This window comes from Sphingomonas sp. CFBP 8765, from assembly GCF_014841445.1.
GTDB lineage: Bacteria > Pseudomonadota > Alphaproteobacteria > Sphingomonadales > Sphingomonadaceae > Sphingomonas > Sphingomonas aerolata.
In genome coordinates this window covers 455,918-479,461 of the sequence record NZ_JACYTY010000001.1, presented here as the reverse complement: position 1 = coordinate 479,461, position 23,544 = coordinate 455,918, and the positions used below count along the sequence as shown (strand labels likewise).

At 66.7% G+C, this 23,544-nt stretch carries 18 protein-coding genes; 10 read left to right on the top strand and 8 right to left on the bottom strand.

Features of this window, described 5'->3' with window-relative positions:
- Positions 1–149 precede the first annotated feature (149 nt).
- From IFT87_RS02315 to IFT87_RS02305, 3 genes are all read left to right on the top strand, one after another.
- The gene (locus IFT87_RS02315) at positions 150–899 is read left to right on the top strand and encodes a hypothetical protein (RefSeq protein ID WP_031440043.1); all 750 of its coding nucleotides are present in this window, start codon (positions 150–152) and stop codon (positions 897–899) included.
- A 207-nt stretch (positions 900–1,106) separates the two neighbouring features.
- Positions 1,107–2,624, top strand: coding sequence for a fumarate hydratase (locus IFT87_RS02310; RefSeq protein ID WP_037531977.1), 1,518 nt, complete (start codon positions 1,107–1,109; stop codon positions 2,622–2,624).
- A 71-nt stretch (positions 2,625–2,695) separates the two neighbouring features.
- Positions 2,696–3,238 carry a DUF2501 domain-containing protein gene (locus tag IFT87_RS02305; RefSeq protein ID WP_192007334.1) on the top strand — a complete coding sequence of 181 codons (543 nt, stop codon included), beginning with the start codon at positions 2,696–2,698 and terminating at the stop codon, positions 3,236–3,238.
- 562 nt (positions 3,239–3,800) lie between these two features.
- Here the strand turns inward: IFT87_RS02305 and IFT87_RS02300 are convergent.
- Positions 3,801–4,349, bottom strand: coding sequence for a hypothetical protein (locus tag IFT87_RS02300; RefSeq protein WP_192007332.1), 549 nt, complete (start codon positions 4,347–4,349; stop codon positions 3,801–3,803).
- Positions 4,350–4,466: 117 nt separating this feature from the next.
- Between IFT87_RS02300 and IFT87_RS02295 the strand changes: the two genes are divergently transcribed.
- Complete coding sequence (locus tag IFT87_RS02295; protein WP_192007331.1) at positions 4,467–4,844, top strand: PRC-barrel domain-containing protein; 378 nt, start codon at positions 4,467–4,469, stop codon at positions 4,842–4,844.
- A gap of 161 nt (positions 4,845–5,005) precedes the next feature.
- Here the strand turns inward: IFT87_RS02295 and uvrB are convergent, their stop codons facing one another.
- Positions 5,006–7,204, bottom strand: a complete 2,199-nt coding sequence (uvrB, locus tag IFT87_RS02290) for an excinuclease ABC subunit UvrB (protein WP_192007330.1) — start codon at positions 7,202–7,204, stop codon at positions 5,006–5,008.
- Positions 7,205–7,510: 306 nt separating this feature from the next.
- Here uvrB and IFT87_RS02285 point away from each other — a divergent pair, with 306 nt between their 5' ends.
- Positions 7,511–8,338, top strand: coding sequence for a ferredoxin--NADP reductase (locus tag IFT87_RS02285; protein WP_037530558.1), 828 nt, complete (start codon positions 7,511–7,513; stop codon positions 8,336–8,338).
- Between the two features lie 64 nt (positions 8,339–8,402).
- Positions 8,403–9,986 carry an amidase gene (locus IFT87_RS02280; RefSeq protein ID WP_192007329.1) on the top strand — a complete coding sequence of 528 codons (1,584 nt, stop codon included), beginning with the start codon at positions 8,403–8,405 and terminating at the stop codon, positions 9,984–9,986.
- Here the strand turns inward: IFT87_RS02280 and IFT87_RS02275 are convergent.
- The 4 genes from IFT87_RS02275 to IFT87_RS02260 form a co-directional block, all read right to left on the bottom strand.
- Positions 9,938–11,464 (bottom strand): hypothetical protein, encoded by a 1,527-nt coding sequence (locus tag IFT87_RS02275; protein WP_249403161.1) that lies wholly within the window; start codon positions 11,462–11,464, stop codon positions 9,938–9,940. The genes IFT87_RS02280 and IFT87_RS02275 overlap by 49 nt on opposite strands.
- The gene (locus IFT87_RS02270; protein WP_249403160.1) at positions 11,464–12,711 is read right to left on the bottom strand and encodes a PDZ domain-containing protein; all 1,248 of its coding nucleotides are present in this window, start codon (positions 12,709–12,711) and stop codon (positions 11,464–11,466) included. Before IFT87_RS02270 ends, IFT87_RS02275 begins: the two co-directional genes overlap by 1 nt.
- 268 nt (positions 12,712–12,979) lie before the next feature.
- Entirely contained in the window at positions 12,980–13,693 is a 714-nt protein-coding gene (locus IFT87_RS02265; RefSeq protein WP_192007327.1) for a hypothetical protein, read from the bottom strand.
- A 686-nt stretch (positions 13,694–14,379) separates the two neighbouring features.
- Positions 14,380–15,906 carry a CpaF family protein gene (locus IFT87_RS02260; protein WP_166746812.1) on the bottom strand — a complete coding sequence of 509 codons (1,527 nt, stop codon included), beginning with the start codon at positions 15,904–15,906 and terminating at the stop codon, positions 14,380–14,382.
- A gap of 131 nt (positions 15,907–16,037) precedes the next feature.
- Between IFT87_RS02260 and IFT87_RS02255 the strand changes: the two genes are divergently transcribed.
- On the top strand, positions 16,038–17,555 hold the full coding sequence (locus IFT87_RS02255; RefSeq protein WP_192007325.1) for a S1C family serine protease: 1,518 nt from the start codon (positions 16,038–16,040) through the stop codon (positions 17,553–17,555).
- Between the two features lie 79 nt (positions 17,556–17,634).
- The gene (locus IFT87_RS02250; protein ID WP_249403159.1) at positions 17,635–19,221 is read left to right on the top strand and encodes a hypothetical protein; all 1,587 of its coding nucleotides are present in this window, start codon (positions 17,635–17,637) and stop codon (positions 19,219–19,221) included.
- A 27-nt stretch (positions 19,222–19,248) separates the two neighbouring features.
- Here the strand turns inward: IFT87_RS02250 and ada are convergent, their stop codons facing one another.
- Positions 19,249–20,334 carry a bifunctional DNA-binding transcriptional regulator/O6-methylguanine-DNA methyltransferase Ada gene (ada, locus tag IFT87_RS02245; protein ID WP_192007323.1) on the bottom strand — a complete coding sequence of 362 codons (1,086 nt, stop codon included), beginning with the start codon at positions 20,332–20,334 and terminating at the stop codon, positions 19,249–19,251.
- A gap of 78 nt (positions 20,335–20,412) precedes the next feature.
- Positions 20,413–21,090 (bottom strand): dienelactone hydrolase family protein, encoded by a 678-nt coding sequence (locus tag IFT87_RS02240; protein WP_192007321.1) that lies wholly within the window; start codon positions 21,088–21,090, stop codon positions 20,413–20,415.
- Between the two features lie 326 nt (positions 21,091–21,416).
- Here IFT87_RS02240 and IFT87_RS02235 point away from each other — a divergent pair, with 326 nt between their 5' ends.
- Both IFT87_RS02235 and atpA read left to right on the top strand, forming a co-directional pair.
- On the top strand, positions 21,417–21,986 hold the full coding sequence (locus tag IFT87_RS02235; RefSeq protein ID WP_037530469.1) for a F0F1 ATP synthase subunit delta: 570 nt from the start codon (positions 21,417–21,419) through the stop codon (positions 21,984–21,986).
- Between the two features lie 2 nt (positions 21,987–21,988).
- Positions 21,989–23,518, top strand: coding sequence for a F0F1 ATP synthase subunit alpha (gene atpA / locus IFT87_RS02230; RefSeq protein ID WP_031394432.1), 1,530 nt, complete (start codon positions 21,989–21,991; stop codon positions 23,516–23,518).
- Positions 23,519–23,544 lie beyond the last annotated feature (26 nt).

Here is a 23,544-nt window from a genome sequence, read left to right as displayed (position 1 = left end):
CGCGTCTCCGAGCATCGGGTCGGCGGGATGCGCCCGGTTGCTCGTTTACGGCGTTGAACCGAACCGACCATGTCTTTGTGGCCGGCCGCACACCGTTCGCCGATGCCGTCATGGCACCGCGCGCCATGATATTCGAAGGATCCAATGCGATGGTGACCAAAAAACTGATGCTGTTGAGCGGCGTGATCGCGGTCCTCGGCGGCTGTGGCGACACGACATCGACCGGCACCAACACTGCCACCGTCAATACCAGCGCGGCGGCAAGCGCAGCGTCCGACGTTACCCGCGTTCGCGGCGTGATCACCGCGGTCGGCGCCGACGCGCTGACCGTCCAGACCTATGACGGCAAGTCGGTCAGCGTGCCGCTCGATGCAAAGACCAAGGTCGCCTGGGTGGTGAAGTCCGATCTGTCGACGCTGAAGGACGGGGACTTCATCGGCACGGCTACGACCGGTCCCGATGACGCACTGCGCGCGGTCGAGCTCGTCATCTTCCCCGAGGCGATGCGCGGGACCGGCGAGGGCCATTATCCCTGGGACGTTCCCGGCGTGGTCGCGGCTGCCGGCGGCGGCGCGGCCGATGGGCAGAGCGCGATGACCAACGGCACCGTCGACGGGCAGACCGCGATGACCAATGGCACGGTCGATCAGCAGAGCGGGATGACCAACGGCACGGTGACCGGCGGGGCGGGCAAGCCCGGCGAAACCAAGCTCAGCATCTCGTACAAGGGCGGCAAGGCGCAGGTCGTCGTGCCCGTCGGCACGCCGATCGTCCGGTTCGAGCCGGCCGAGCGATCGGTCCTTGCAAAGGGCCAGAAGCTGTTCGCGATCACCTTGGCCGGCGCGTCGGGGGCGAGGTCCGTCGCGGTCGGCAAGGATGGCCTGACGCCGCCGATGTAAGACTGCTGCACGTAATCACAGCCTGAGGGGCTGGAGTGGTGATGTGTCCACTCCAGCCCCTTTTGTTTGGAGAACCTTACACGTCGGATCTCGTGCAGGCGCGGACGTCGTGGCGGGTCGCGCGGCGATCCCCCGACCGACCCTATCTTCATAAATCACCCGATCGCCGCTAAGACGCCTGCAAACCCGTATCCGTAAAGGCGCTGCATGACCGTCATCACCGAAGCCGACCTGATCGAAAGCGTCGCCGACGCGCTCCAGTTCATCAGCTACTACCATCCGATGGACTACATCCGTGCGCTGGGCGTCGCGTACGAAGCCGAGCAGAGCCCCGCCGCCAAGGATGCGATCGCGCAGATCCTGACGAACAGCCGGATGTGCGCAGAAGGCCACCGCCCGATCTGCCAGGATACCGGCATCGTCACGATCTTCGTGAAATGGGGCCAGGACTGCCGTCTCGATTCGACCCGCTCCTTGCAGGAGGTGATCGATGAAGGCGTCCGCAAGGCGTATCTCAACCCCGAGAACAAGCTGCGCGCCTCGATCCTCGCCGATCCCGCCTTCACGCGCCGCAACACCAAGGACAACACGCCCAGCGTGATGCATGTCGAGATGGTGCCCGGCAACACCGTCTCGATCGACGTCGCTGCCAAGGGCGGCGGCAGTGAGAACAAGTCGAAGTTCAAGATGATGAACCCGAGCGATTCGATCGTCGACTGGGTGCTCGAGATGATCCCGCAGATGGGCGCGGGCTGGTGCCCGCCGGGGATGCTCGGCATCGGCATCGGCGGCACCGCGGAAAAGTCGATGATCCTCGCCAAGCAGTCGCTGATGGGCGCGATCGACATGGCGCAGCTGAAGGAACGCGGTCCGAAGAACGACATCGAGGCGCTGCGGATCGAGATCTACGACAAGGTCAACGCGCTCGGCATCGGCGCGCAAGGGCTGGGCGGGCTCTCCACCATCCTCGACGTCAAGATTTTCGACTGGCCGACGCATGCCGCGTCGAAGCCGGTCGCGATGATCCCGAACTGCGCCGCCACGCGCCATGCGCATTTCGTGCTCGACGGGTCGGGGCCGGTGTATCTGGAGGCACCGAAGCTCGAGGAATGGCCTGACGTCAACTGGACGCCCGACAAGGCCGCGATCCGGGTCGACCTCGACACGCTGACTCCCGAGGTCGTGCAGACGTGGAAGCATGGCGACCGGCTGCTGCTGAACGGCAAGATGCTGACCGGGCGCGACGCCGCGCACAAGCGGATCGCCGACATGCTGGCCAGGGGCGAGGAGCTGCCCGTCGATTTCCGTGGTCGCGTGATCTATTATGTCGGGCCGGTCGATCCGGTCGGCGACGAGGTGGTCGGGCCCGCGGGCCCCACCACAGCGACGCGGATGGACAAGTTCACGCGCATGATGCTCGACCAGGGCCTGCTCGCGATGGTCGGCAAGGCCGAGCGCGGCGGCGATGCGACCAAGGCGATCGCCGAGGCCAAGTCGGCCTATTTGATGGCGGTCGGCGGTGCGGCCTATCTCGTCGCGCGCGCGATCAAGGGATCGAAGGTCGTCGGCTTCGAGGATCTGGGTATGGAAGCGATCTACGAATTCGAGGTCGCCGATTTCCCGGTGACCGTCGCGGTCGATTCGGCGGGAGAGAACGTCCACCAGCTGGCGCCGCTCGTCTGGCGCGAGAAGATCGCACGGGAGGGGCTGCTCGCGCCGGCGTGACCGCTCGTCCTGATGACGTGGAACGGGGAGGGCGGCCCTTCCGTTGAGCTTGCGAACCAGAGGAGTTTCGTATGTTCAAGCCCGCCAACCCCGTCGTCGCGATCGCGGTCGCAACATTGATGACGACGAGTGCCGTTGCCCAGAGCGGGGCACCTGCGCCCGCGCCCCGTACGTCCAGCGGGGGCCTCGGCAGCTTGGGCGACAGTCTTGTCGGGCTCGGCGGCGGACTGGGTGGCGGATTGGGCGGCCTGCTTGGCGGTGGCGCGTCGGGCATCGGTTCGATCGGTGCGGGCAATGCGGCAGGTCTGCTAGGCTACTGCCTCAAGAACAACCTGCTCGGTCAGGGCGGCGCACTTGGCGCGTTAACCGGGCGGCAAACGGCGCCCCAGTCCCGGACGCAGGCTCCTGTGACGGGCCAGGCGGCGGGCGCGCAGTCGATCTTTCAGCGGTTGACCGGGCGGCAGGGCGTGCAGACGTCGCCCGGCTTTGCAGCGGGACAGGCGGGGGAGCTTCAGGCGCCGAACGGTCAGGGGTTGTCGCTCGACAATCTCGGCGGACAGGTGAAGACGAAGATGTGCAGCCTCGTGCTCAACCGGGCCAAGGCGTTTCTGTAACCGGCGCGTGCGCTAGGGCGGCTAGCCGTCGCCCGTCCCGTCATCCTGACGAAAGTCACGATCCAGGATAATTAGGGGCAACCTGCGTGGCTCTGGATCCTGACTTTCGTCAGGATGACGGCGTGGGTGGAGCTAGGGCGGTTCATCTCGCCGATGCGGGGCGACGCCCGCATTCCCAAACCAAAAGCACCCAGAAATGAAAAGAGGTTGCCGGGGCGTCTCACGACGACCCGACAACCTCCTGACATGGTCAGCGGCCGGAGAGCTCCAGCCCGGAGGACCATGCGTACCACCTCATCCTGTGCCATGTGCGTTGATTGGAGGGCGATACCTCCCGCACATGCCGTCGGATATCAGTAGCGCGTCCCCCGAACGAACCGAACCGAACTCACTGCTGAACCATGAGACATCGGATCACCTCCTTTCGCTTGTTGAAAAAACGCGGCCAAGCCTGACCGCAACCGCAATGTGTGCCGGGCGCCCTGTTGATACAAGTCTTGTTTTGCAGAAGATTTCGCGCAATCTTCAAAGGCTGTGCGACACGCTGGGCGAATGCCCGCCCTTACCCGCGACAATCCTCGGTCACGCGTTCGATCTCCGCCCATGAGGGGATGACGAGCGCCGGTTGGCCCTGCTGGTCGATCACGAACCGACCGCGGCTGAACCCCATCGCCTCGAGCAGCGGATCGCTGGCCGGCAGCGTCGCCGTCACGGTGCCGGGCGTATTGCCGGGCTGGACCGACAGCGCGCGCGTGACGCTCGACGTGCGGATCGTCATCGGCGTGGCCGCCGCCGCAGTACGCGACAGATGGATTTGCCGCGTGCTGGTATCGCACTGCAGTGTCAGCGCGGGCAGCGCCGCCTGCGTTCCGAAGCTCGCCACCGATCCGCGCGGATCGCGGCGATAGGTCCAGGTTCCCGGCGTATAGGGCCAGTCGCGCCAATCCGCCGCGAGCGGGGCGGGGCGTGGGGCGGGGGCGGGCGCCTCCACGCGCGGTGGCGGCGGCGGCGGTTCGGCGCGCGGCGGCGCGACGCAACCGGCGATCAGCGTCAGCGTGGCGAGGCCGGCGGCGATGGGCCAGCCGGCGGCGATAGGGGTGTGGGCGCGCATAACCCGCTATGCGGCACGCCCGGCGGCCGCTCAAGGCGCGAGGACGGCGATCGCGTGGGAACCGGCGCACGCTGCTACCGGTTCAGCGACGGAACACTGTAAATCAGGAGACGATCCATGTCCGATACCGCTGCCCAGACCCCCACCCAGTTGCTCGTCCAGGCCAATATTTCGGGGACGATGAAGGTCGAGAGCCGCGATGGCGACGCGGTCGGGACGGTTTATGCGTTCATGGTGCACAAGGGTACCGGGCGCGCGACGCATGCCGTGCTGAGCCTCGGTGGGTTCCTGGGCATGGGCAAGAGCTTCTACCCGCTGCCGTTCGCGTTGCTTCAGTTCGACGCGGTGCGTGATCTGTATGTGGTGACGATCGACAAGCGCGTGCTCGAGGGCGGCCCGAGCTGGTCGAACAACGCACCGGTCTTCGACCAGGCCTATGCCGACCGGGTAGCGAGCTATTACGGGTCGAGCAGCGAGGATCTCGTCGTCGGGTAACGCTGATGCGGGGAAGGGGCGGTTTGTGTGGCTCTGGATCCTGACTTTCGTCAGGATGACGGAGTGCTTTAAATCCGCCGTCCCTCTCCCCTGTCATCCTGACGAAAGTCAGGATCCAGAGTTATCGGCCCCAACCCTCACGACCAAAGCCATGAGCGGGCTCAGCGAGACCGAGAGCCACCCATCCGCATTTTCTGGCTCTTCCCGAAGCGCGTTTTCCGCGTGCCTGGCTTACCCTCGTTCGAACGGCCCATGACCGGCGCCTTCTGCTGGTCAACCGGCAGGCCGAGCTCCTCGTTCTCCAGCTGCCGGATCTCGTCTCGCAGCCGCCCGGCGGTCTCGAATTCCAGATCCGACGCGGCCTTGCGCATCTGCTTTTCCAGATCCTCGATATACGCACGCAGGTTGTGGCCGACCATGTGCGGGCGGTCTTCGTCGATCGGGACCGTCACCTGATCCTGGCTTGCAACATGCGCGATGATGTCGCCGATGTTGCGGCGGATCGTCGTCGGCGTGATGCCATGTTCGGTGTTGTACGCAACCTGCTTCTCGCGGCGCCGCGCCGTCTCGTTCATCGCGCGCTCCATAGAGCCCGTGACGCGGTCGGCGTACAGGATCACGCGGCCGTCGACGTTACGCGCCGCACGACCGATCGTCTGGATCAGCGATGTTTCGGACCGAAGGAAGCCCTCCTTGTCCGCATCGAGGATCGCGACCAGCCCGCATTCGGGAATGTCCAACCCCTCGCGCAATAGGTTGATGCCGATCAGCACGTCGTACACGCCCAGCCGCAGGTCGCGGATCAGCTCGATACGCTCGAGCGTCTCGACGTCGCTGTGCATGTAGCGGACCTTGATCCCCGCCTCGTGCATATACTCGGTCAGATCCTCCGCCATCCGCTTCGTCAGCGTGGTGACGAGCGTACGGTATCCAAGCGCGGTGGTCTTCCCGACCTCGACGATCAGGTCCTGCACCTGCTCCTCGACCGGCTTGATCTCGATGGGCGGATCGATCAGCCCGGTCGGGCGGATGACCTGTTCGGCGAACACGCCGCCGGTCTGCTCCATTTCCCAGCTGCCCGGCGTCGCCGAGACATAGGTCGTTGGCGGGCGCATCGCGTCCCATTCGTTGAACCTCAGCGGCCGGTTGTCGATCGCCGAGGGAAGGCGGAAGCCATATTCGGCCAGCGTCAGCTTGCGACGGTGATCGCCGCGCGACATGCCGTTGATCTGGCCGATCGTGACGTGGCTCTCATCGACGAACAGCAGCGCATTGTCGGGCAGATATTCGAACAAAGTGGGCGGCGGCTCGCCCGGCATGCGGCCGGTGAGGAAGCGGCTGTAATTCTCGATCCCCGCGCAGCTGCCGGTCGCCGCGATCATCTCGAGATCGAAGTTCGTGCGCTGCTCGAGCCGCTGCGCCTCGAGCAGCTTGCCCTCGAGCACCAGTTCCTTCAGCCGCTCGGCCAGCTCGTGCTTGATCGCCTCGCCCGCCTGTTTCAGCGTCGGGCCGGGCGTCACGTAATGCGAGTTCGCATAGACGCGCACCGAGTTGAGCGACGCGACCTTCTTGCCGGTCAGCGGGTCGAACTCGGTGATCTCCTCGATATCGTCGCCAAAGAACGAGATGCGCCACGCGCTGTCTTCGTAATGCGACGGGAAGATCTCGAGCGTGTCGCCCTTCACACGGAAATTGCCGCGCTGGAACGCCGCGTCGTTGCGCTTGTACTGGAGCGCGACGAGCTTGCGCACGATCTCGCGCTGGTCGACCGTCGTGCCCTTTTTCAAGTCGAAGATCATCGCCGAATAGGTCTCGACCGAGCCGATGCCGTACAGGCACGAGACCGACGCGACGATGATCACATCGTCGCGTTCGAGCAGCGCGCGAGTCGCCGAATGCCGCATCCGGTCGATCGACTCGTTGGTCGAGGATTCTTTCTCGATATACGTGTCCGACCGCGCGACATACGCCTCGGGTTGGTAATAATCGTAATAGCTGACGAAATATTCGACGGCGTTGTCAGGGAAGAACGACTTCATCTCGCCGTAGAGCTGCGCCGCGAGGATCTTGTTCGGCGCGAGGATCAGCGCAGGCCGCTGCACGCGTTCGATCACGCTCGCCATCGTGAAGGTCTTGCCCGAACCGGTGACGCCGAGCAGCACCTGATCCTTCTCGCCCTCGCCGATCGCCGAGACGAGTTCGGCGATCGCGGTCGGCTGGTCGCCCGCAGGCGCATAGTCGCTGACGAGCTTGAACCGCTTGCCGCCCTCGACCTTTGCAGGGCGCGCGGTCGGGCGGTGCGGGACGAAGGTGTCGCCGGTTTCGGGTTCGGCGAGGCTGGTGCGGATCTGGATGGCCATCGAGGGGGAATATGGGGAACAGGTGGCACGACGACAACGCCGCCATTGGCGGCATTCGTCAATCCGCAAACCACCCGCCATCCCCGCGCAGGCGGGGATCTATAGCCTAGGCCGTCAGCATTTTAAGGGAGAGCGTTGTCAGTATGGATTCCCGCCTGCGCGGGAATGACGGACGTTCTAATGCGGCGAGCATTGTGCGGCCCCAAGCTTTGCTAATGTTGACCCACCGCACGCGCATCCATAATGCGACCGTTTCGCAAGCCATCGACCCGCCGGCGCGACTCCGCGCGGCCAAGGAATAGACGCATGACCGCCGAAACCCTCGAAACCCGCGCGCCCGTGCTCATCCCGGAGACCCCCGCGTTCCTCAACGCCAAGGTTCTGTGGGTGCGCCACTGGAACGAGCATCTGTTCAGTTTCGCGATCGAGCGCCCGTCGACCTTCCGCTTCCGCTCGGGCGAATTCGTGATGATCGGCCTTCCGCAGGAGGGCGGCAAGCCGATCATGCGCGCCTATTCGATCGCGAGCCCGCATTATTCGGAAGAGCTCGAATTCCTGTCGATCAAGGTCGAGGACGGTCCGCTGACGTCGAAGCTCCAGCTGATCCAGCCGGGTGACGAGGTGTATCTGGGCAAGAAGCCGACCGGCACTTTGGTGCTCGACGCGCTGCTCCCGGGCAAGCGGCTGTTCATGTTCTCGACCGGCACCGGCCTTGCCCCCTTCCTCAGCCTGATGCGCGATCCCGATGTCTATTCGGCGTATGAGCAGGTCATCGTCGTGCACAGCGTGCGCCGCGTCAGCGACCTTGCCTATCACGACGAGATGGTCGCCTTGCTCGCCGAGGATCCGCTGATCGCCGAGGAGGCGGCCACGCAGTTCCACTACATCCCGACCGTCACGCGCGAGCCGTTCCGCACCACGCGGCGGATCGGTGCGCTGATCGAGGACGCGTCGCTGTTCGGCCATCCGGTGCGCGGCGACCAGAAGCTGAACCCCGAGACCGACCGCGCGATGCTGTGCGGATCGACCGAGATGATCAAGGAGTTCGCGGTGATGCTCGAGGCGCAGGGCTTTGAAGAGGGCGCGAATTCCAAGCCCGGTACGTTCGTGATCGAGCGCGCCTTCGTCGGCTGACCCGCCAGGGCGCTTGGCGCGCCGTCCGATCCCCGATAGCGTCCAGGCCAAAGGGGGACTGAAAATGCGCCAGATTATCACGGGTATCCTGCTTGCCACCGCCGCCATGCCAACGGCGGCGGTGGCAAAGACCGTCGCGGTCGAGGAACGCTCGATCGATCAGCTTCAGGCGAGCATGACGGCGGGGATGGCAAGCAGTGTCGATCTGGTCCGGGCGTATCTCGCGCGGATCGCGGCGATGGACCGCAAGGGGCCGACGCTGCGCAGCGTGATCGCGCTCAATCCCGACGCGCTGGCCCAGGCCAAGGCGCTCGACGCGGAGCGTCGGGCAGGGCGGGTGCGCGGACCGCTGCACGGCGTGCCGGTGCTGATCAAGGACAATGTCGAGACCGCCGACGCGATGCCGACCACCGCGGGCAGCCTGGCGCTCAAGGACAATATGACGCGCCGCGACGCGCCGGTGGTCGCGCAGCTGCGCGCGGCGGGGGCGGTGATCCTCGGCAAGACCAACCTCAGCGAATGGGCGAACATCCGCTCGACCCGGTCGATGAGCGGGTGGAGTGCGGTCGGCGGGCTGGTCCGCAATCCCTATGCGCTCGATCGGACCGCATGCGGATCGTCGAGCGGGTCGGGCGCGGCGATCGCGGCGAGCTTTGCTGCGGCCGCGATCGGCACCGAAACCGATGGCTCGGTCGTGTGCCCGTCATCGATCAACGGGCTGGTCGGGCTGAAGCCAACGATCGGGCTGGTCAGTCGCACGCATGTCGTGCCGATCAGCCATAGCCAGGACACGCCCGGGCCGATGGCGCGCAGCGTGCGCGACGTGGCGACGATGTTCTCGGCGATGATCGCAGCGGATCCGGCGGATGCCGCGACCGCGGGGGCAGGCGCGTACAAGCGCGACTATGCCGCCGCCCTGTCGACCAGCGCACTCTCGGGGTTGCGGATCGGGGTCGTCCGGCCCGAGATGACCGCGGACGTCGCGGCGCGCTACGAGGTCGCGCTGGGCGTGCTCAAGGCGGCGGGCGCGGTGCTCGTCGAGGTCAAGCAGCCCAAGCTCGACGGGATCGGCGAGGCGGAGCTGCTGGTACTCCAGACCGAGCTGAAGGCGGATCTCGACACCTATCTGGCGACCACCCCCGCAGCGGTGCGGACCCGGACGCTCGACCAGGTGATCGCGTTCAACCGCGCCAATGCAGCAGCGGAGATGCCGTTCTTCGCGCAGGAGACGTTCGAGGCGGCGGCCAAGACCAAGGGGCTCGACGACCCGGCCTACAAGGCAGCACGCGCGAAATCACTGCGGCTGGCGGGCACGGAGGGGGTCGACGCGATGCTGAAGACCGCGCGGGCGACGGTGCTGGTCGAGCCGACCTATGGTCCCGCCTGGCTCAGCGAGCCGGTGTATGGCGACCAATATGGCGGGCCGAGCGCGAGCGAACTGCCCGCGGTCGCCGGCTATCCGAACCTGACCGTGCCGATGGGGCTGGTCCGCGGACTGCCGGTCGGGCTGTCGTTCGTCGCGACGCGCTACGGCGACGGCACGGTGCTGAACGCAGGCTATGCCTATGAACAGCGGGCCAAGGCGCGGACCGCGCCGCGTTACCTGCCGTCGGCGGCGGTGGGCACGGGGCTCGACGGAGCCCGCTGACCGGGGGCGATGAACATGCGGTCGTTGCGCAGATAGACGGCGCTGCGATCCTTCAACCTGCGCGTGGTGAAGACGAGGCGATAGTCGCTCGCGAGCGTCGCCTTCAGTGCGCGCAGGCTGCCGACGTTCCAGATCGACAGGCGGCGCGTCGAGGTGACGATCACCGGCGGACGGTTGGCGAGGATGCGGCGGACCTCGGCCGCCTCGTCGATCCCGGTCGCACCCTGTTCGGTCGACAGGCTGAGCAGGTTGGGAAAGGCGTAGGGCGTCGGCACGCAGGTCCGCGCGAGCAGATAGGTGACGGTGTCGCCGCGGAACACATAGGGGCATTCGTCGCCACTGTTCGCGCGGACGATGCGGGCCAGCGCATAGGCGCCGGGGGCGTCGTCGCGGCGGACGATGCGTTCGACCGCGAGGATCGTGAAGGGGACGATCAGCGCGATGGCGAGCAGCTTGGCATGGCGTGACAGCGCGGGCGCGGCGGCGATCGCCAGCGGGGCGACCAGCGGCAGGCCGTAATGATCGAAGAAGGTGCCGATCGCGAGGAAGCCGAGCGACGCCGCGATCAGCCAGCCAAAGGCGAGCCGCGCGACCGCACGGTCGATCCCGAGATGCGCGCGGCGATGCCAGGTGATCGCGGCGGCGGCGATCAGCGGGAGCAGCTGGACGAGGATGCCGAGCAGCCGCATCACCACCTGCTCGAGCGGATAGCCGGGGCGCAGGAAGATCGAGGTGACGTTGGCGAACCAGAAGGTCGCGAACAGGTCGTGCGCGGTGTACCAGCCGAGCGCGGCGAGCGACGGCGCGAGCCCGACGGCGATCCAAAGCAGCGCCGCGCCCAGCGTCGCTGAGACCGGCGCGCCGGTGCGGCGGTGGAACCAGAGATGCGCCAGCCCGAAGAACGCGCCCTCGAAGGCGGGCGTGTATTTCATCTGGATAGCGATCCCTGCGAGCAGGCAGGCCAGCGCGCCGCCACGCACGATCGCGCGGCGGTCGTTCGCCGCTGCGAGTGCGGGCAGGCGGAAGGTCAGCAGCGCGGCGATGGCGATCGGCAGATTGTAGAAGACCGGCGCCTGCCCGCCGCCGCCGCTGAGCAGCGACAGCCCGGCCAGATAGGTCGCTCCCGCCGCCAGCGCACCACGCCGCGTCGCGCCGATCCGCATCGCGCCGTGATGAACGAGGACCGCAGTCAGCCAGGCGCAGCCGGTCGCGACGAGCTGATAGGCGAGGATCCCGTCGCCGGGGAGCAGGCGGATCGCCGCGAACAGCAGGAACAGCCCGATCGGCTTGCGATCCCAGATGTCGACAAAGGGGATCGCGCCGTGCAGCATCCGGTCGCCGACCAGCAGGTAATATTGCTCGTCGACGGCAATCACCGGATTGCCGAAATCCCAGGCGCGGATCGCCAGCGCGATCAGCAGCAGGATCAGCGCGGGGGTCCAGCGGGATCCGGACGGTGCGGTCATGGCCGATGTCATCAGTAAAAATTCCTGAGCGTCAGCGCGCGCGTCGTCCCGTCGCACAGCCCGAGTCGGACGACGCTGCCGGGCGGGCGGATGGTCCAGTCCGCCAGCGGGCTGGTTGAATAGTCGCGGGGGATGGGCTGGCCGTCGATCGAACAGATCAGGTCGCCCACCTGCCACCCGCTCGCCTCGGCCGGGCCGCCGCGCATCACGTGCAGAACCTTCAGCCGGTTGCTTTCGACCCCCATCAGCAGGCCGCTGGTCGACCGGATCGGGCGGGGATCGGCGACGTCACCGCGGTGCAGGACCATCCGCGCTGCGCTCGGGTCGAGCAGCACGCGATAATGCTGGAGAAACCCCGAGCCGAGCCGCCCGGCGGCGCCGATCGACTGCGAAAAGCCCGCCTCGGGTTCGATCCGCACCTCGGTGTCGCGCGCGACGAGCGTGCCGACGCGGATCTCGGGGGCGATCGCGAGGCCGCTAATGACCGAGCCGCCGAGCCCATAGGCGATCGCGGTGGTGGTCGGCAGCCCCGGCGGCGCGGCACGGCGCCAGCCCGCCGCGGTCACGGTGATCGCCGATCCGTCGCCGGTATCGACGACGATCGGCGCCAGCGCGTGCGTGCCGATCCGGATCGCGCTTTCATAGACGCGTCGATCGGACGAGATCGTCAGCGGCGCGGTCTCGCCCGCAAAGGGCAGCCGCCCGGTCGGGATCAGCCGGAAGCGGCGCGCGGCATAATCGATGTCGAGCGCGTGCGCGGCGAGCAGGTCGCGCCCGACCAGCAGGTCGACCGCGGTCGCGCTGCCGGTCGCGAGCGCGGGGAGGGCGGCAACACTGACGCCGCCGCCGCTGCGCGTCAGGCCGCCGAGCGTGATCGACCGCGTCGGCATCCAGCGCAGCGCGACCGACCCGCCGATCGCGCTCGCCCGCCCGCCGGGCTTCAGCGCGCGGCGGACGACCGCGGGGGAGGTGTCTGCGAGCAACGTATAACTGACGCCGGTGTCGAGGATCGCGGTGATGCTGCGCCCGTCGATCTGCATCGCGAACCGGATCTGGTTGCCCGGCGTCAGGTCGAACGGCACCCAGCGTGTCTCGGTATCGGCGGCGAGCCGGGCGACGCCCTGGTCGCGGTCGGCGGGGGAGGTGCTTGGGGTAGAGCTCGCCTGGATGGGCGCGGCCGCGGCCTGCGATGCCGGCTGCCGCGTCGTGATGCTTAGGGCCGCCAACAGCGGGACGATGGCGAGGGTAAGCATACGCATGTGCAACCGTCCCTAGCGCGTTGGCGGGGCCTTACAAGCTAGGCACGCGGACGGTGGGGCAGATGGATTTGAAGGGAAGGAAAGCGGACTCACGGCTTTCGCGGCTGCGTTGTGGGAGACCCACCGCCGAACGAGCCCGCCAATGCATCAACTTTTTGCATCGGTGAGCGCCTACGTTTCCTGCCATTCCTTGGCTGATGCGAAATCTTTGATCGTTTACGTGGGGGTGTAGGCTTAGGATCGTTAGCGGCACCCGTATATCGACGGGTTAGGGCCAGACTAGTCTTATCCAAGCTACTTTTTGACCAAGCTTGCCTTCACCGATCAGCGTTAGAAAATAGGCTTGAGAATGAAGGTCGGACAGTTTGGAAATAGCTCCTAACCGGACGGGCAATGTTGCAAGGATAAGGAACCGTTTGCCGTCGAAGGCGACGACCCGCGACCGCTCTGCCAAGCCTTTGGCGTTCCATACCCCAATCCAAGTGTAGCTGTCCCTATGAACGTTGTCATCGGCTGCGACGAAACTGTATCCAACGATATCGGGGGTCACGGCAGGCCGCGCCGGGACAAAACCATCCACATAACCGCTCCTTCCGATGCCAGCGTTGGAAATGCCTGCAATACCGCTCTTCCCTTGGATGCTGGTCCATGAAAACCAGCATCCCGATGTTCGCGAGTGCACTGTGCCAGGAGAGAGGTCAAAGTCGGTGAAGCGTGGGTCATCCGAGCGCAGCATCACCGCCGAGCTATAGCGAAGCTGATCCACGCGTGCCTCACCGGGATGTGGCCAGCCGGGATGTGCCCGATAGCTGCCCCCCAGCATCTCGACTGTTAGGGGAGCGGCGGTGATCGCAACAGATTCCCCAAGGTGACCCGAGCACACCGGCTTTGGCATGATCGCGGTGGTGGAATCGGAGGTTTGTGCGGTCGCAGAGGCCCCGATCAGCCCGGCAACGATTATCAGTATAGCGCGAACAAGCATCGCAGTAGCCTAACACGCGTAGGCTCGTGCGCTAGAGGGTGTCACTCGCTCACTTACCATTGCTGTTTGAATGCAGAACTTTTGATTTTTTCATCAGGAATGTCCGGGACGGAAAGGGACGCGGAAATGAAGCCTACGGCACTAACCGCGAATTACGCCTTTGATTTCAACGTGTGGCTTGCTTCCCATTGAGGGCGAAGGAGCCGCATCACATATCCGCTTCCCGTCTATAACGACTGTCACCGCGCCCTGCATTTTGAGCTCAACCGAAACGTTGTGAAGGGCCTCAAACGCAACCTGCCAGCCGTCACGATCGGCTCCCGGTTGAAAGCATAGTACAAAGGCAGATAAATTCGGTCCGGCCCAAGACGCTGTAGCATTGGCAATCACCCCCGGATCATCGAGCTCGCCTTTCCGGCCTATTCGAGCCAAAAACGGACCGGATATAGGGTCGTATTCAGCCGGGGGCGCAGGCGGCACCGATCTTTGGTCAAAATTTGGAAGTCGGGCGTCCGAGGGCACGCTTGATAGGAACAACCAAGCCGTGGCGATCGCGGCAACGCATCTTTTGGTTCGTACCATACCAGAGATGATAGATTTGATCCGAATGTCCGCAAATAGGCGTGAGCAGAATGGGAAGTTTTAGCACGGTCTCGACCACCTGCCGTTAGTGCAGTCGACGGGGGTCAGAGGCACGCCTCCAGATAGGCCTGGTCGAATCCGAACTGCTTGGCCTTGTCGAGCGTGTAGGGGCGCAGGCCCATCGAGCGGTATTCGCCGAGGATCTTGCCGTCCGCGCTCTCGTCGAGATATTCGAACTTGAACAGCTCCTGCGTGACGATCACGGGGCCCTCCATGCCGATCACTTCGGTGATGTTGGTGACGCGGCGCGAGCCGTCGCGCAGGCGCTTTACCTGGATGATCAGCTCGACCGAATCGGCGATCTGACGCGAGATCGCCTCCTTGGGTACCTTGATGTCTGACATCATCACCATGTTCTCCATGCGCGCGAGCGCCTCGCGCGGGGAGTTGGCGTGGAGCGTGCACATCGAGCCGTCGTGACCGGTGTTCATCGCCGCGAGCATGTCGAAACACTCGGAGCCACGGATTTCGCCCAGGATGATTCGGTCGGGGCGCATACGCAGCGCGTTCTTGACGAGATCGCGGATGCTGATCTCGCCCTGGCCCTCCAGATTGGCGGGGCGGGTTTCGAGCGGCAGCCAGTGCGGCTGCTGCAGGCGAAGCTCGGCGGCGTCCTCGATCGTCAGCACGCGCTCGCCCGGGTCGATCATCTTCGACAGCGCGTTGAGCATCGTCGTCTTACCCGAGCCGGTACCGCCCGAAATGACGACGTTGAACCGCGAGGCACCGGCGATCTTCAGCGCGGTCGCCATCTTGGGGCTCATGCTGCCGAACCCGGCCATCATGTCGAGCGTGATCGGCTTGGCCGAAAACTTACGAATCGAGATCGCGGTGCCGCGCAAGCTCAGCGGCGGCACGATCACGTTGACGCGGCTGCCGTCCTTGAGGCGGGCGTCGGCGAGCGGTGTGGTCTGGTCGACGCGGCGGCCGACCGAGTTCACGATCCGCTGCGCGATCTGGAACAGATGCTCCTCGTCGCGGAACTGGATGGGGGCGAGCTCAAGCTTGCCCTTGCGCTCGACATAGGTCTGTTCGGGGCCGTTCACCATGATGTCGGTGATGTTCGGATCCGCGAGCAATTCCTCGAGCGGCCCGAGCCCGAGCAGCTCGTCGACCAGCACCTTTTCCAGCGCGAACTGTTCGCGGCGGTTGAGCGTCAGTTTCAGCTCGGCGAGCACCTCGCCGATGATCGGGCGGAATTCCTCGGCCAGCTCGTCCTTGCCGAGCGTTGCCGCAGCCTCGGGATCGACGCGTTCGAGCAGGCGGGGAAGCACCTGTTCCTTGATCTTGTGGATCGACTGTTCGAAGCCCTCGACCTTGCTCGCGCCCGCATCGCCCGACGCGGCCTGGCGATCGGCGAGTCGCTGCATCGCGTCGACCTGACCGATCGGCACGCCGCCCTCGGTCTCGCCGGGCATCGGCAGGAGGGTGTCGAGCGCAGGGAATTGCGCGCCGCCCTCGGGATCGGGTCGCGGGGCGGGGCCGCCGCCCTGCATCGGTCGCGCGACGCCGAACGCGGGCCGCGCTGCCGTTCCGCCACTCATCCCACTGCGTCGTCCGAACGCGCTCATGCACCAGTCCCTCGATCGTTAATGCCGGGGTTACCGGCGAAGCCTTGCCAATTCGCTAACCAATCGGTCGGCGACCGCGCGGCGTCCGGAAACGGGTTCTGCCGCGGCGCGCGGGCGGATAAGGGAGGCGCATGCTGATCCGCCTGCTATCCCTGCTCGTCCTTCCGCTCGCCGCGCTCATCGGCATCGCCGCCCCCGCCAGCGCTGACGACATCAGCGCGACCGGGCGAGGGGTCGTGCGAGTCGTCACGATCGCGGTCGTCGACGACCAGGTCGTCGGCTTCGGCCATGGCAGCGGCTTTGCGGTCGCGCCCAACCGGATCGTCACCAACGCGCATGTCGTCGAGCTGGCGGAACGCTATCCCGACAATGTCGTGGTCGGCGTGGTGCCGACCGAGGGCGACAAATCCTATCAGGGCAAGGTGATCGCCTATGACGTGCAGCGCGATCTGGCGCTGATCGAGTTCACCGGCGCGCGCCTTCCGCAGACCGCGCTGTATACGGGACCGATCGATGAGGGCGGGGCGGTGGTGTCGCTGGGCTTTCCCGGCAATGTCGACCTCGCCACCGCGCGCTCGGCCGCGGACTATATCCGGCCGACCAGCCCGGTGCGGTCGGAGGGCGTGTTCTCGGGCCGACGCAGTCTGAGCGATGTCGAGGTGCTGTTGCACACCGCCAATATCGCGCGCGGCAATTCGGGCGGGCCGCTGCTCGACCGGTGCGGGCGGGTGATCGGCGTCAATTCGGCGATCACGCGCGGCGAGGAGGGTGATTCGACGTTCGGTTTCGCGATCGCGGATACCGAGCTCGCCGCGTTCCTGCGCGAGGCGAAGCAGCCCTATAGCGCGGTCGGAACGCCGTGCACCTCGATCGAGGAGCGGCTGCGGCAGGACAGCGACGCAGACGTGCGCGCGGCGGCCGATGCGGCGGCGGCGCGGCGTGATGTGGCGACGCAGGCGGCGCTATCGCGCGAACGCGCGCTGGAACAGGCGCGTATCGAGGCGGAGCGCCGGCGCGAGAACGTCATGGCGATCGCGGGGCTGCTGCTGGTCGCAGGCGCGCTCGGGATCGGGGCGGCGGGGCTGCTCGAATCGCGCGGCCGGCGGCGTGCGGCGATTTGGACGGCAGCAGGCGGTGGCGTCGCGGTAGTCGCGGCGGTCGTCGTGTTCGTGGCCAGGCCGTCGGGCGCGGTCGACCTTCCCGCGGCGTCGGTCGCGCGCTCGGGGCCGGTGGTCGAGGACAAGGCGCTCGGCCGGCTCATGTGCCGGCTGATCCCCGAACGGAGCCGGATCACGATCTCGTCGAGCGAAGACGTGCCGCTCAGCTGGGGCGCGGGTGGCTGCGTCAACGGCAAGACCCAATATGTCGCGGGCAATGGCCGGTGGGAACGCGTGCTGGTGCCCGAGGCAGAGCAGACGGTGTCGCTACTATCGTTCGACCCGGCGACGCGCACCTACGCCAATACGCGCTATCTGATGTCGGCGGCGGGGATGACCGCGGCGCGGGCGGCGCGTGGCGACACGCCGGGGCAGTGCACGACCGATCCGGCGGCGATCACGCGGGTGGTCGGCCAGCAGTCTGCAGTCCGGGCCACGTTGCCGCCGCTGCCCAACGAGAAGCTCGTCTATTCCTGCACGTCGGCAGACTGATCGAGTCTCGTTTACCCCCTCGGCACGCGTCGATCCGCATGGCAGGATGGCGGTGTTGAGGGGGATGGCGATGCGGGTAATGCACAGAGTTAGGCATGGGGTGGCGTGGAGCGTCACGATCATGGCGGGACTGGTCGGTGCCTGGACGCCGGCAGCGGCGAAATGGGCGCGCGCGACCTCCGATCATTTCGAGATCTATGCCGACATGCCGCCCGCCGCGCTCACGACGATGGCGACCCGGCTCGAGCAGTTCGACGGGGCGATCCGGCATCTCCACCGCACGCCGGAGGGCACCGGCGCGAAGGGCGCGAACCGCGTCACCGTCTATGTCGCGAACGACGTCGCTGCGATCCGCCGATTGTCGGGTGATCGCGGCATCGCTGGATTCTACCTGCCGCGCGCAAGCGGGTCGGTCGCCTTCACCCCGCGGATCGACGAGGGCGGGGACGGCAGCCGTTCGACGCGCGGCGGCGGAATTCCGCAGATCGTCCTGTTCCACGAATATGCGCATCACTTCCTGCTGGGCAATTACGCCGCCGCCTATCCGGCGTGGTTTTCCGAGGGCTATGCCGAGTTCGTCTCGACCGCCGCGTTCGAGAAGGAGTATGTCCAGCTCGGCGGCGCGGCGCAGCACCGGGCGTACAGCCTGCTCGCGGCCAAGCCGGTGCCCGCGGCGACCCTGTTCGCGACCGGGCAGAAGCTGACCGACGAGCAGCGCGGGGTGATGTACGGGCGCGGATGGCTGCTGACGCATTACCTGATGTTCGACGCGGCGCGCGGCCGGCAGCTCCAGCAGTATCTGACCGCGCTGAACGCGGGAACGCCGAGCGTAACCGCGGCCACCGCGGCGTTCGGCGACCTGCGCGCGCTCGACAAGGCGCTCGATGCGTATCTTCGCCAGTCGCGCATCCCGGGGCTGCGGATCGCGTACGATAAGCTGCCCGTCGCGCCGGTGGTCGTGACGCCGTTGTCGCCGGGCGCCGCTGCAATGGTCGAGCTGCGGATGCAGTCGGAGCGCGGCGTCAACCGTGCCACCGCCGCACCGATCTTCGCGCGCGCCGCCCGGATCGCGGCGGCCTATCCCGACGATGCGCTGGCGCAGGGCTGGCTTGCCGAGATGGCGTATGATGCGGGGCAGGACGATGCGGCGCTGGCTGCTGCCGACCGCGCGCTCGCCGCCGATCCGACGTCGCGCCAGGCGATGCTGTACAAGGCGCAGGTGTTGATGCGGCGCGCCGCTGCGGCGACAGTCCGCGATGCCGCAGCATGGGGTGCGGCGCGGCGCTGGATCGTCACGGCCAATCGCCAGGCGCCCGACGATGCCGAGGCGCTGTCGCTCTATTATGACAGCTTCGCCGCGGCGGGCGAGGCTCCCAGCGCGGCCGCGATCCTGGGGATCGGTCGCGCGCTCGAGCTGGTGCCGCAGGACCCGGCGCTGCGGTTCAAGGTCGCGGCGCAGGCGATCATGGATGGTCAGACCGATGCCGCCAGACGCGCGCTGCGCCCGCTCGCCTATGATCCGCACCAGTCGGCGGACAACCCGGCGGCGCGGCTGATCGCGATCCTCGATACCGGCGTGACGGGGCCCGCGGCGATGCTCGCGCTTGCGAAAGCACGGGGGGAGACGGTGGCGGCGACGCCGTCTGGGCCGACACCGGCGAATTAGCGGCGAGGGCGCGGACCCCGACCCTCGTCACGATGTCGACGGTCGGGGATCGCCTGAATGTGCGGGCGACAGGGCGGGTTCGCGCGGCGCCTCTTTCGCCAGCAGCGCACGTTTGCGGTCGAGCCCATAGGCGTAGCCGCCGAGTGTCCCGTCGGTGCGAAGCGCGCGGTGGCAGGGGATGAGGATGGCGATCGGGTTGGCGCCGCACGCGCTGCCGACCGCACGGACCGCGGCCGGGGTGCCGGCGGCGGCGGCGAGCTGCGTGTAGGTGCGCGTCTCGCCCGCGGGGATGCGAGCGAGTGCCTGCCAGACCGCCTCCTGGAACGCGGTGCCGCGGACGTCGAGCGGAAGGTCGTGCTGGCGGTCGGGTGATTCGACGCTGGCGACGACGCGCGCCGCGAGATCGGCGAGTGCCGCGTCGCCGGGCGTGACGATCGCGCGGGGGAAGCGCGCGACGAGGTCGGCCGCGTCCTCGTCGAACGCCACGCGGCACAGCCCCGTATCGGTCGCGGCGATCAGTAGCGGCCCGAGGCTGGTCGCGACGACCGTCCAGCGGATCCGGACCCCGTCGCCGCCGCGCGCCCAGACGCTCGGCGGCATCCCCATGCGCGACGCGGCGCCGGCATAGAAGCGACTCGGTGCGGCATAGCCCGCATCGTAGATCGCGGCGGCGACGTGGGCCTCCCGGGTCAGCGCGTCGGCGGCGCGTGCGCTGCGCAGGCCGCGGGCATAGGCGGCCGGCGTGACCCCGGTCGCGCGCTTGAACAGCCGGTGGAAATGATGCGGCGCATAGCCCGCCTGCGCCGCGAGCTGGTCGAGCGAGAGGCGGTCGTCCGTGGCTTCGAGCAGCGCGACGGCGGCGGCGACCGCGATCCGGTCACGGCCCACGGAGTCCGGGGTACAGCGAAGGCAGGCCCGGAACCCGGCCGCACGGGCGCTGGCCGGGTCATCATGGAAGACGACATTCTCGCGTCTGGGGTGGCGGGCCGGGCAGCTCGGCTTGCAATAGATGCCGGTCGTCTTCACCGCTACGATGAACCGACCGTCCCACGCCCGGTCCCGGTTGGCAAAGGCGGTCCAGGCGGTGTCCGGATCTGGGGCGATGTGCGTCATGGACAGCGTGTAGCGCGTCGGTCGGGGTGCTGCATCCCGCGGCTTGCGGTCAAACCGGGGAGCAGACGCCCGCGCTTCTCAGCCGCCATTCGCGTGGAACAGCGCAAGCGTGCGCGCCTTCGCAAGATCGGCGCTCGGCTCGTGATAACCCTTGCGGCGATCCGAGTTGAAGCCGTGGCCCGCCTCGTAGACATGGACCGTTGCGTTCGGCCAGTCCTTGGCGATCACCTGCTCGACGCCCTCCATCGGGATGCCGTGATCATGGCGACCGAAATGGAGGATGACGGGAACCTTGGGCTCTTCGTCCGCCGCCGCCGGGATCATGCTGCCATAATAGCCGCTCGCGGCGGCCACCCCGGTGAGGCGGGTCGCTGCGAACCACGCGACCGAACCCCCATAGCAATAGCCGACGACGAACACCGGCCCGGCGGGGGCGAGCGAGTCGATGCAGGTCTGGACGTCGGTCAGCGACAGTTCGAACGGATGAAGCTGCCGCGCAAGCTCGATCCCGCGGGCGAGGCCGTCACCCGAATAGTCCGCCTCGAAGCCTGGATGCTCCCGGTCGAACAGGGCGGGTGCCAGCACTTCATAGCCATCGGCGGCATAGTCGTCGCACAGATCGCGGATATGGTCGGTGACGCCGAAGATCTCCTGCACGAGGACGAGGCCGCCGCGACGGTCTCCCGTCGGCTGCGCATGATAGACCGCGATCGTCGCGCCGTCGGACATCGTCATGCTTTCCATCGTGCCGGTCATTCCGATTCCTCGTCGTGTGATCCTGTTCCGACCATTATCGTCATTCCCGCAGAGGCGGGAACCCATAGTGGCAGGCCGTGCGATGAATGCGCTGGGTCCGGAAGATATGGATCCCCGCCTGCGCGGGGATGACGAAGAGGGTAAGGTGGGCCTTCCAACCATCTGCCGATGACAAAACAGTCACAAACCAGTCGTCTCGGCCGCCCGCCCGGCTTGCCATTGGTGGAACCCGATGCTACCCGCGCCGCGTCCCGGTAGAGGTGCTTTCGCGCCCTCTTCCCTTGTGGGACGGCGACATTCGGTTTCAGACGAGGATTGACAGGTCCGTGGAGACACTTCCCGGTAACGGCGGCGGCGCTATCCAGGCGAGCTTAGGTGGGCGTTATGCGCTCGCCCTGTTCGAACTGGCGCGTGACGCCAAGACGATCGACGCGGTCGAGCAGAGCCTGTCGACCGTGCGCGACGCGCTGGCGCAGTCCGACACGCTCCGCGACCTCACGACGAGCCCGATGGTATCGCGCGGGGCGGCGGTGAAGGCGATCTCCGCCGTCGCCGACGAACTCGGCGTCGATGCGACCACGAAGAATTTCCTGGGCGTGCTGGCCGAGAACCACCGGCTCGGCGCGCTGGTCAAGATCATCAAGGCGTATCGCACGCTTGCTGCGCAGCATCGCGGCGAGATCGCAGCCGAAGTGACATCAGCGCATCCGCTGTCCGAAGAGCAGGTGATCGAGCTGAAGCATCAGCTCCGCCAGCGGGTCGGCCGTGAAGTTTCCGTCGACCTCAACGTCGACCCATCGCTGCTGGGCGGACTTGTCGTCCGCGTCGGCAGCCAGATGATCGATTCGTCGATCCGCACCCGTTTGAACACGCTCGCGCAGGCGATGAAAGGCTGACCATGGATATCCGCGCCGCAGAAATCTCGAAGATCATCAAGGATCAGATCGCCAATTTCGGTACCGAGGCCCAGGTCAGCGAGACCGGCCAAGTGCTGAGCGTCGGCGACGGCATCGCGCGCATCTTCGGCCTCGACAACGTTCAGGCCGGCGAGATGGTCGAATTCTCGAACGGCGTGCAGGGCATGGCGCTCAACCTCGAGGCCGACAATGTCGGCGTCGTGATCTTCGGGTCTGACTCGGAGATCAAGGAAGGCGACATCGTCAAGCGCACCGGCACGATCGTCGACGTGCCGATCGGCAAGGAGCTGCTCGGCCGCGTGGTCGACGGTCTCGGCAACCCGATCGACGGCAAGGGCCCGATCCACACGACCGAGCGCAGCCGCGTCGAGGTCAAGGCGCCGGGCATCATCCCGCGCCAGTCGGTCAGCGAGCCGGTCCAGACCGGTCTCAAGGCGATCGACGCACTCGTTCCCGTCGGCCGTGGCCAGCGCGAGCTGATCATCGGCGATCGCCAGACCGGCAAGTCGGCGGTCGCGATCGACGCGTTCATCAACCAGAAGACCGCGAACGCGGGCGACGACGAGTCGAAGAAGCTGTATTGCGTCTATGTCGCGATCGGCCAGAAGCGCTCGACCGTTGCGCAGCTCGTCAAGACGCTCGAAGAGAATGGCGCGATGGAATATTCCATCGTCGTTGCAGCCACCGCGTCGGACCCCGCACCGCTCCAGTATCTCGCGCCCTATACCGGCGTCGCGATGGGCGAGTATTTCCGCGATCGCGGCATGCACGCGCTGATCTGCTACGACGATCTGTCGAAGCAGGCCGTCGCCTACCGCCAGATGTCGCTGCTGCTGCGTCGTCCGCCGGGCCGTGAAGCCTATCCCGGCGACGTGTTCTATCTCCACAGCCGTCTGCTCGAGCGTGCGGCCAAGATGTCGGACGCGAACGGCGGCGGCTCGCTGACCGCGCTGCCGATCATCGAGACCCAGGCGGGCGACGTTTCGGCGTACATCCCGACCAACGTGATCTCGATCACCGACGGCCAGATCTTCCTCGAAACCGACCTGTTCTTCTCGGGCGTGCGCCCGGCGATCAACGTCGGTCTCTCGGTCAGCCGCGTCGGCTCGGCCGCACAGACCAAGGCGATGAAGAAGGTGTCGGGCTCGATCAAGCTCGAGCTCGCGCAGTATCGCGAGATGGCGGCGTTCGCGCAGTTCGGGTCGGATCTCGATGCGTCGACGCAGAAGCTGCTCAACCGCGGTGCGCGTCTGACCGAGCTGCTCAAGCAGGCGCAGTTCTCGCCGCTGCCGTTCGAGGAGCAGACCGTTTCGATCTTCGCCGGCACCAGCGGTTTCCTCGACAAGGTGCCCGTCGCCGACGTGACCCGTTACGAGCAGGCACTGCTGGCCGACATGCGCGCGAACCATGCCGATGTGCTCAAGCTGATCCGCGATACCCGCGATCTGGGTAACGAGGCGAAGGACAAGCTGAAGGCAGCGCTCGAGGCGTTCGCCAAGACGTTTGCATAAGTAGAACATGCCCCCGCTGATGCGGG